Source organism: Lentzea kristufekii (assembly GCF_033949925.1).
Taxonomy (GTDB): domain Bacteria; phylum Actinomycetota; class Actinomycetes; order Mycobacteriales; family Pseudonocardiaceae; genus Lentzea; species Lentzea kristufekii.
In genome coordinates, this window is the sequence record NZ_JAXAVV010000040.1 from 42,336 (window position 1) to 49,603 (window position 7,268).

Consider the following 7,268-nt stretch of genomic DNA (forward strand, 5'->3'; position numbering starts at 1 on the left):
CGAAGTCTCGCATCAACCTCAGGCGATCGCCTTCACGGCGGTCAGGAGCTTGTCCTGGAACGCCTTGGGCAGCGGCACGTAGCCGGCGTCGGTGAGCTGCGCCTGACCGGTCGTGGCGGCAGCCGTGAGGAACGCCTTGACGGCCTTGGCGGTGTCGGCGTCGTAGCCCTTCGAGCACACGATCTCGTAGGTCGCGAGCAGCAGCGGGTACGAACCGGCGGCCTTGGAGCCGTAGATCGAGTCGAGGTCGAGGACCAGGTCGTTGCCCTCGCCCTTGATCTTCGCGCCGTCGATGGCCTTGCCGGCCGACTCGGCGGTCAGCTCGACGGCACCGGCACCAGAGTCGATCTTGGCGATCGAGAGCTTGTTGTCCTGGGCGAAGGACCACTCGACGTAGGTGATCGCACCGTCGATGGAGCCGACGGCCTGACCGACACCGGCGGACTTCTCCTTGCCCTCGCCGACACCGCCCTTGAACTGCTTGCCCTCACCCTTGGTCCAGCCACCGGCGACCTTGAGGTACTTCTGGAAGTTGTCGGTGGTGCCCGACTCGTCCGAGCGGTAGATGACCGAGATGTCCTTGTCCGGCAGGGTCGCGGAGCCGTTCAGCGCCTTGATGGCCGGGTCGTTCCACTTCTTGACCTCACCGGAGAAGATCGCGGCGATGGTCTTGGCGTCCAGCACGAGGCTGTCCACACCGGAGACCTTGTAGCCGACGGCGACGGGGCCGAAGACCAGCGGCAGGTTCCACGCCGGGTTGCTCTGGCAGCGCTTGGCGGCGGCCTCGGTCTCGGCACCTTCCTTGAGCGCTGAGTCGGAACCACCGAAGTCGACCTGACCGGCGTTGAAGTTCTTCACGCCCGCGCCGGAGCCCGAGGGGTTGTACGCGAGGTCCACACCGGGGCAGGCAGCCTGGTAGGCCTGCACGAACGCGTCGACCGCGTTCTTCTGCGCGGAGGAGCCCTCAGCGTTGAGCTTGGTCTTGCCACCGCACTCGACCGGGACAGACGCAGCGTTCGACGAGGGGTTCGTGCCACCCGTCGGCGCATTGTTGTCACTGCCGCACGCACTGAGCAGCAGCGCGCTGGCCGCGACGAGGCCGAGAACGGCACCGTGCCGCTGGATCTTCACCTTGGTCCTCCACCTTGCGGAAAGCATTAGCGGTTCGCGACGGACGCCGCCGCTCGCTACGGAAGGTAGGTAGCCAGAATGGACAGACCGCCTAGTCAGGGTGAACGGGAGGTGAACACCGAACGGGAAGTGACGGGTCACACGGCCAAAAGAGTGACGGCGTGACCAGCGCGTATGCGTTTTGTGACGGTACGTTGACTACCGGGCGTACTGGACGTCGGCGTCCCAAAGGGTGAAGCCGAGCTTCGTGTACACCCTGACCGCCGCGGTGTTGTCCGACTCGACGTAGAGCATCACTTCCTTGACGCCCTGTTCGCGCAGGTGACGCAGCCCCGCGAGGGTGAGCGCCTTGCCCAGGCCGCCGCCCTGACGGTCCGGGTCGACGCCCACGACGTAGACCTCACCCAGCTCGGGCGTGTGGACCTTCGTCCAGTGGAAGCCCGCCAGCCTGTCGTCGGCGTCGAACGCGAGCAGGAAGCCCTCGGGGTCGAACCAGGGCTCGTCCTCCTTGGCGCGGACGTCCTCGATGGACATCGCGCCCTGCTCGGGGTGCCAGTCGAACGCGCGGTGGTTCACGTAGACGACCGCGGCCTCGTCCTTGCCCGGGACGAACGGCCGGATCCTGACGCCCTCGGGCAGCTTGGGCTCCGGCAGGTCGTTGTCGACGCGCAGCCGCATCCGCAGCAGCTCGCGCACCTTGCGGAAGCCGAGCTTCTCCGCGAGCTTCTCGGCGTCCGGGTGGCCGCCGTGCGCCCAGATCCGCAGGGACTCCTGCGGGAGTGCCTTGACCAGTGCCTCGCCCACGCCCTGATGGCGGTGCTTCGGGTGCACGGCGAGCTCGGCGACCTTGTTGCCACCGGAGTCACCGATCAGGTCGACGTGCGCGTACCCGGCGAGCTCGCCGTTCAGGTGCGCGAGGAGGTGCCTGCCGCCTGTCGCGCCGGGGCGCATCCGCAGCCGCACGGCCTCGCCGACCGGGGCCACGCCATCGGTGCCCTGGGCCGCCTCCAGCAGACCCGTCACCTCGGCGGCCTGGTCGGCCGTCAGCTCCTCGAACCAGCTCAGTTGCGCCACAAAGGCGAACCTACCGCGCGATCAAACGCTCATCCAGGACGTGGGCGGAGTCGTCGATCTCCATCTCGGTCACCTCGGCCGGACGGCGCGACGAGCCGGGACGCGGCGGGCGGACGAACTTGTAGCCCACGTTGCGGACCGTGCCGATGAGAGCCTCGTGCTCGGGGCCGAGCTTGGCGCGCAGCCGTCGCACGTGGACGTCGACCGTGCGGGTGCCGCCGAAGAAGTCGTAGCCCCAGACCTCCTGCAGCAGCTGAGCGCGGGTGAAGACCCGGCCCGCGTGCTGCGCGAGGTACTTGAGCAGCTCGAACTCCTTGTAGGTGAGGTCGAGCGGGCGGCCCTTGAGGCGGGCGGTGTAGGTGGCCTCGTCGATCACGAGGTCGCCGAGCTGGATCGCGCCGTCGCCACCGGGCGCGGTGGTGCCGCGCCGCGAGCGGACCAGCCGCAGGCGGGCGTCGACCTCGGCGGGGCCGGAGTTCGGCAGCAGGATCTCGTCGACGGACCAGTCGGAGTTGACCGCGACCAGGCCGCCCTCGGTGACGACGGCCACCACGGGCACGTCCACACCGGACGAGTCGAGCAGGCGGCACAGCGAGCGCGCGCCGACCAGGTCCGTGCGGGCGTCGATCAGCACGATGTCGTGAGGACCGGCTTCGAGAAGCGCGGAGACCTCGGGGCGCAAGGGGCGCACGGCGTGGGGAAGCAGAGCCAGTGCCGGAAGAACAGCCTCCGGGTCCGGGTCTGTCGTAAGCAGAAGCACGTCGATGCTCATCGCGGCGCCCTCCAAATCGGCCGTGGACGGTCACCATGACCAGACCAGCGGCGTACGGTGACCGGGCCCCGTTGCCTGCGGATGACGGAGACAATACCGGTGCACCCCGAGAAAGTCCCAGGTCAAGAAGCCGTGCTCACACTTGTTTCCACAAGCGTCACGCCTGTTACATCCATGTCACACGATGGGGTGCGTCTGCACGGCGTCCACCACAAGAGCGAAAGCGACCTCGCTTTCGTTGTGGGACACGGGTTCACGAACCACGTGCGCAGGCCGTACGTCTCCCGCGTGCTCGCCCGGATGGCCAGGAAGGCCGGCGTCGTGGCGTTCGACTTCCGCGGGCACGGACGCTCCGAAGGACGCTGCACGGTCGGCGCGGACGAGGTCCACGACATCGAGGCCGCCGTTCTCAAGGCGCGCGAGCTCGGGTACTCGAAGATCGCGACCGTCGGGTTCTCGATGGGCGCCTCGATCGTCCTGCGGCACGCGGCGCTGGGGGAGACCAGACCGGACGCCGTGGTCTCGGTGAGCGGCCCCGCCCGGTGGTGGTCGCGCGAGACCGCTCCCATGCGCCGGGTGCACTGGTTGCTGGAGCAGCCGCACGGCAAGCTCGCGGCACGCGCGCTCGGGGTTCGGCTCGGCGGCAGCTGGGTACAAGCGCCGGAGAGTCCGCTCGAGGTGGTCGGACGCATCACACCGACCCCACTGCTGATCGTGCACGGTGACCTGGACCACTATTTCTCCGTGGACCACGCCAGGTCCTTGCACCGCGCGTCCTCCGGACATGCCGAGTTGTGGATCGAACCCGGCATGCGGCACGCCGAATCGGCCGCGACTCCAGACCTGGTAGACCGGATGGCGGCATGGATCGCCGTTAACGTCGAGGACGAGGAATGACTGCGCAGACCCCCGCACGGCCGCGAAAGAAGAAGTCCCGTCGCGGGAAGTTCCTCATCATCACGGTGATCGTGCTGGGCGTGCTGCTCGTCGCCGCCGACTTCGCGCTGGCGGCGGCCGGTGAGTACCAGATCGCGCAGCGGATGCGGGAGAAGCTGCAGCTCAACGAGGACCCGTCGGTGCGCATCAACGGGTTCCCGTTCACCCTGCAGGCGTTGCGCGGCGACTACCAGCACGTCGAGATCCGCGCCTACGGCGTGCCGATCCGCAACGAGCAGCAGGGCGTCGACCTGCGCGACCTCGACGTCGAGGCTGACCTGCTGCACACCCGCGTGGAACTCGCGGACCTGCTCGCGGGCAACGTCTCCAAGGCGACCATCGACACCGTCAAGGGCAGCGTCCGGATCAAGGCGATGGACCTGAACCGGCTGGCCAACCAGGTGACGCCGTTCGACAAGCTCTCGATCGAGCCGGACAACCGCGTCGCCACGCAGACCCCGGCCGACCCGAAAGCCCCCAAGACGACCGCCGCGGTGAAGCTCTCCGGCCAGACCAACGTCGCCGGCAAGGTCATCACACTCACCGCGTACGGGCAGATCGCGCTGGTCAGCGGTGCCATTCAGATCAACATCGACGACATCGAGCTGGACGACGCCTCGCTGAAGCAGATCATCCCGCAGCTGCGTCAGGCGCTCGCGATCAAGATCGACCCCGGCACGTTGCCGTTCAGCGCCACGCCTACCGCCGTCGAGGTGGAGAGCGGTGCGTTCAAGCTCTCCGGTGAGATCGCGGATGTACCGTTGGTCCAGCGATGACTGGTGTGTGGGCGCTGCTGGGCGCGCTGGCCGCGGCCGGCGCGATCGGTGTGCTGCTCAAGGTCCGCGAGGGCCGCATCTCCCGTGCGAAGGACTCGATCGACCTGCCCGCCCCCGTGCGCGACCTGCTCGCGCCGGGGGTCACGCTGGTCCAGCTCTCCACGACGTTCTGCGCGCCGTGCCGGCACGCGAAGGTGGTCCTGCGCGACCTCGCCGACCGCACGGACGGCCTCACCCACGCCGAGCTCGACGTCACGAACCTCCCGGACGTCACGACCAAGCTCGGCGTCATGCGCACCCCCACGACGCTCGCCCTGACATCGGACGGCACCGAGGTGTTGCGAGTCGGTGGCGTGCCGAAACGCGACTCGTTGCTGGCGGCGCTGCGACCGCATTTGCCCTAATCCGGTCGGGTGAACCTGCGTTGTTCCACCAGATGGACATACCTCCCGCACCGAGGGATTGAGGGCTACCCTCGCTGGCATGACCTTGCTGCTCACGAAGCGACGCGCGGTTGACCTGTGCCGCACGCGCAGCAGCCTGTGTCGCACGACGAGCTGAACTGGGCTGCTTGACGCCCATCAGCTACCTCTGCCGGACTGATTCCTCTCGTCCGTTTGCCCGGAGGTCGTCGTGCCCAAAGACTCCCCTGTAGACCCGCGCGGACCGCGCTTCTCCGCCTGGATGACCGCCGTCATCCTCGCGATCGTGTTGCTCACCGGCTGGTGGCGGCTCCTCGCCGCCCAGACGGTGCTCTTCGCGATATGCGCGTTCATCTCGCTGAAGCTGAACCCGTGGGGTCACGTCTACCGCTACGCGATTCAGCCGCGCCTGACCCCGACCACCGAACGCGAGGAAGCCGCCCCGCTGCGGTTCGCCCAGGGAGTCGGCTTCGTCTTCGCACTGATCGGCACCCTCGGTTACGCCACGGGCCTCACCACGCTCGGCATGGTGGCAACCGGCATGGCCCTGGTGGCAGCACTGCTCAACGCGGCGCTCGGCCTGTGCCTCGGGTGCGAGATGTACCTGGTGCTGCGCAGGTACGTACCAGCCTTCGCTCGACCGCAATGACGACACGCACTACTACAGGAGCAACTTCCCATGAGCCGTGAGAACGTGCTGGTCTCGGCCGCCTGGTCCGAAGAGAACCTCCAGGCGCCCGGCGTCGTGTTCGCGGAGGTCGACGAGGACACCACCGCGTACGACGGCGGACACATCCCCGGAGCCGTGAAGATCGACTGGAAGAACGACCTCCAGGACCCGGTCCGCCGCGACTTCGTCGACCGCGAGGGCTTCGAGAAGCTGCTCTCGGCCAAGGGGATCTCCAACGACGACACCGTCGTCCTCTACGGCGGCAACAACAACTGGTTCGCGGCCTACGCGTACTGGTACTTCAAGCTCTACGGCCACACCAACGTCAAGCTCCTCGACGGCGGCCGCAAGAAGTGGGAACTCGACGGCCGCCCCCTGGACAAGGAAGAGGTCGTCCGCGAGGCCACCTCCTACAAGGCCCAGGAGCAGGACCTCTCGATCCGCGCGTTCCGCGACGAGGTCGTCGAGTCCATCGGCAACAAGAACCTCGTCGACGTGCGCTCCCCCGACGAGTTCTCCGGCAAGCTGCTCGCCCCGGCCCACCTCCCGCAGGAGCAGGCCCAGCGCGGCGGCCACATCCCCTCGGCCGTGAACGTCCCGTGGTCCAAGGCGGCCAACGAGGACGGCACCTTCAAGTCCGACGACGAACTCCGCGCGCTCTACGCCGAAGCGGGCTTCGACGGCAGCCGCAAGACCATCGCGTACTGCCGCATCGGCGAGCGCTCCTCGCACACCTGGTTCGCCCTGCGCGAGCTGCTCGGCCACGAAGACGTCAAGAACTACGACGGTTCTTGGACGGAGTACGGCTCGCTCATCGGCGTGCCGATCGAACTCGGTTCCGGCAAGGAGGCCTGATCATCATGTCCAACGGCTGCGGCGCCCCCGCTCAGGGCGGCACGATCGACGCGGGCACCACCGAAACCGTGCTCGAGGGCAAGGTCGTCTCCGACGGCACCCCGGTAGGCGGCGCCTTCGTCCGCCTGCTCGACTCGACCGGCGAGTTCACCGCGGAGGTGGTCACCTCCCCGGAGGGCGACTTCCGCTTCTTCGCGGCGCCGGGCAGCTGGACCGTCCGCGCCCTGCACCGCACCGGCAACGGCCAGGCCGACGTGTCGGCGTCGGGCCCCGGCGTGCACGCGGTGGAGATCGCGGTCGCCTAAGACCGCAGGTCACCAAGACCTGGTTGGTATGGACGAAGGCCCCGGTGGTGTCACACCACCGGGGCCTTCGGCGTCCCGGACGGGCCATGGCAGCACACGGTCATGGGCACGCAACTCATCCGCGAAGCCGAAGGCGAGCCGTACTTACCAAACGGTCCGGGTGGGGTGGCTTCGTCACGAGTCGTGCCACAGCACTTGCTGCACCAGAGGAGGGGTGTCAAACGGACACGCTTTTCGTCTGTTTGACACCCCTCCTCTGATGTGGCCCGCTCTTGGCACGACTCGTGACGAAGCCACCCCACCAACGCGCCCATCTACGCAACGCGC

The 7,268-nt window shown here is 68.0% G+C and carries 10 protein-coding genes; 7 read left to right on the forward strand and 3 right to left on the reverse strand.

What is annotated here, in order from left to right:
• Positions 1–18: 18 nt before the first annotated feature.
• The 3 genes from pstS to SK571_RS43815 all read right to left on the reverse strand — a co-directional run bounded on the left by pstS (position 19) and on the right by SK571_RS43815 (position 2,977).
• On the reverse strand, positions 19–1,131 hold the full coding sequence (gene pstS, locus SK571_RS43805; RefSeq protein WP_319990020.1) for a phosphate ABC transporter substrate-binding protein PstS: 1,113 nt from the start codon (positions 1,129–1,131) through the stop codon (positions 19–21).
• 198 nt (positions 1,132–1,329) lie between these two features.
• Positions 1,330–2,205 (reverse strand): mycothiol synthase, encoded by an 876-nt coding sequence (mshD, locus tag SK571_RS43810; RefSeq protein WP_406602113.1) that lies wholly within the window; start codon positions 2,203–2,205, stop codon positions 1,330–1,332.
• A gap of 10 nt (positions 2,206–2,215) precedes the next feature.
• Complete coding sequence (locus SK571_RS43815) at positions 2,216–2,977, reverse strand: response regulator transcription factor (protein ID WP_319990021.1); 762 nt, start codon at positions 2,975–2,977, stop codon at positions 2,216–2,218.
• A 174-nt stretch (positions 2,978–3,151) separates the two neighbouring features.
• Between SK571_RS43815 and SK571_RS43820 the strand changes: the two genes are divergently transcribed.
• The 7 genes from SK571_RS43820 to SK571_RS43845 all read left to right on the forward strand — a co-directional run bounded on the left by SK571_RS43820 (position 3,152) and on the right by SK571_RS43845 (position 6,941).
• Positions 3,152–3,874, forward strand: a complete 723-nt coding sequence (locus tag SK571_RS43820) for an alpha/beta hydrolase family protein (RefSeq protein WP_319990022.1) — start codon at positions 3,152–3,154, stop codon at positions 3,872–3,874.
• Positions 3,871–4,689, forward strand: coding sequence for an LmeA family phospholipid-binding protein (locus SK571_RS43825; protein WP_319990023.1), 819 nt, complete (start codon positions 3,871–3,873; stop codon positions 4,687–4,689). The genes SK571_RS43820 and SK571_RS43825 overlap by 4 nt, the downstream gene beginning before the upstream one ends.
• Positions 4,686–5,093, forward strand: coding sequence for a thioredoxin family protein (locus SK571_RS43830; protein ID WP_319990024.1), 408 nt, complete (start codon positions 4,686–4,688; stop codon positions 5,091–5,093). Before SK571_RS43825 ends, SK571_RS43830 begins: the two co-directional genes overlap by 4 nt.
• Positions 5,094–5,172: 79 nt before the next feature.
• Positions 5,173–5,250 carry a putative leader peptide gene (locus SK571_RS46535; RefSeq protein ID WP_360045477.1) on the forward strand — a complete coding sequence of 26 codons (78 nt, stop codon included), beginning with the start codon at positions 5,173–5,175 and terminating at the stop codon, positions 5,248–5,250.
• A gap of 72 nt (positions 5,251–5,322) precedes the next feature.
• Positions 5,323–5,760 carry a DUF4395 domain-containing protein gene (locus SK571_RS43835; RefSeq protein ID WP_319990025.1) on the forward strand — a complete coding sequence of 146 codons (438 nt, stop codon included), beginning with the start codon at positions 5,323–5,325 and terminating at the stop codon, positions 5,758–5,760.
• A gap of 30 nt (positions 5,761–5,790) precedes the next feature.
• Complete coding sequence (locus tag SK571_RS43840) at positions 5,791–6,636, forward strand: sulfurtransferase (protein WP_319990026.1); 846 nt, start codon at positions 5,791–5,793, stop codon at positions 6,634–6,636.
• A 5-nt stretch (positions 6,637–6,641) separates the two neighbouring features.
• A complete protein-coding gene (locus SK571_RS43845; RefSeq protein ID WP_258946378.1) occupies positions 6,642–6,941 on the forward strand; it encodes a DUF1416 domain-containing protein in 300 nt (99 codons plus the stop codon).
• Positions 6,942–7,268: the final 327 nt, after the last annotated feature.

Excerpts from the sequence above, each read along its gene's own strand:
- SK571_RS43845 (WP_258946378.1), top strand. The coding sequence starts at position 6,642 with ATGTCCAACGGCTGCGGCGCCCCCGCTCAGGGCGGCACGATCGACGCG.
- SK571_RS43825 (WP_319990023.1), top strand. The coding sequence starts at position 3,871 with ATGACTGCGCAGACCCCCGCACGGCCGCGAAAGAAGAAGTCCCGTCGC.
- SK571_RS43830 (WP_319990024.1), top strand. The coding sequence starts at position 4,686 with ATGACTGGTGTGTGGGCGCTGCTGGGCGCGCTGGCCGCGGCCGGCGCG.
- SK571_RS43840 (WP_319990026.1), top strand. The coding sequence starts at position 5,791 with ATGAGCCGTGAGAACGTGCTGGTCTCGGCCGCCTGGTCCGAAGAGAAC.
- SK571_RS43820 (WP_319990022.1), top strand. The coding sequence starts at position 3,152 with ATGTCACACGATGGGGTGCGTCTGCACGGCGTCCACCACAAGAGCGAA.
- SK571_RS46535 (WP_360045477.1), top strand. The coding sequence starts at position 5,173 with ATGACCTTGCTGCTCACGAAGCGACGCGCGGTTGACCTGTGCCGCACG.
- SK571_RS43815 (WP_319990021.1), bottom strand. The coding sequence starts at position 2,977 with ATGAGCATCGACGTGCTTCTGCTTACGACAGACCCGGACCCGGAGGCT.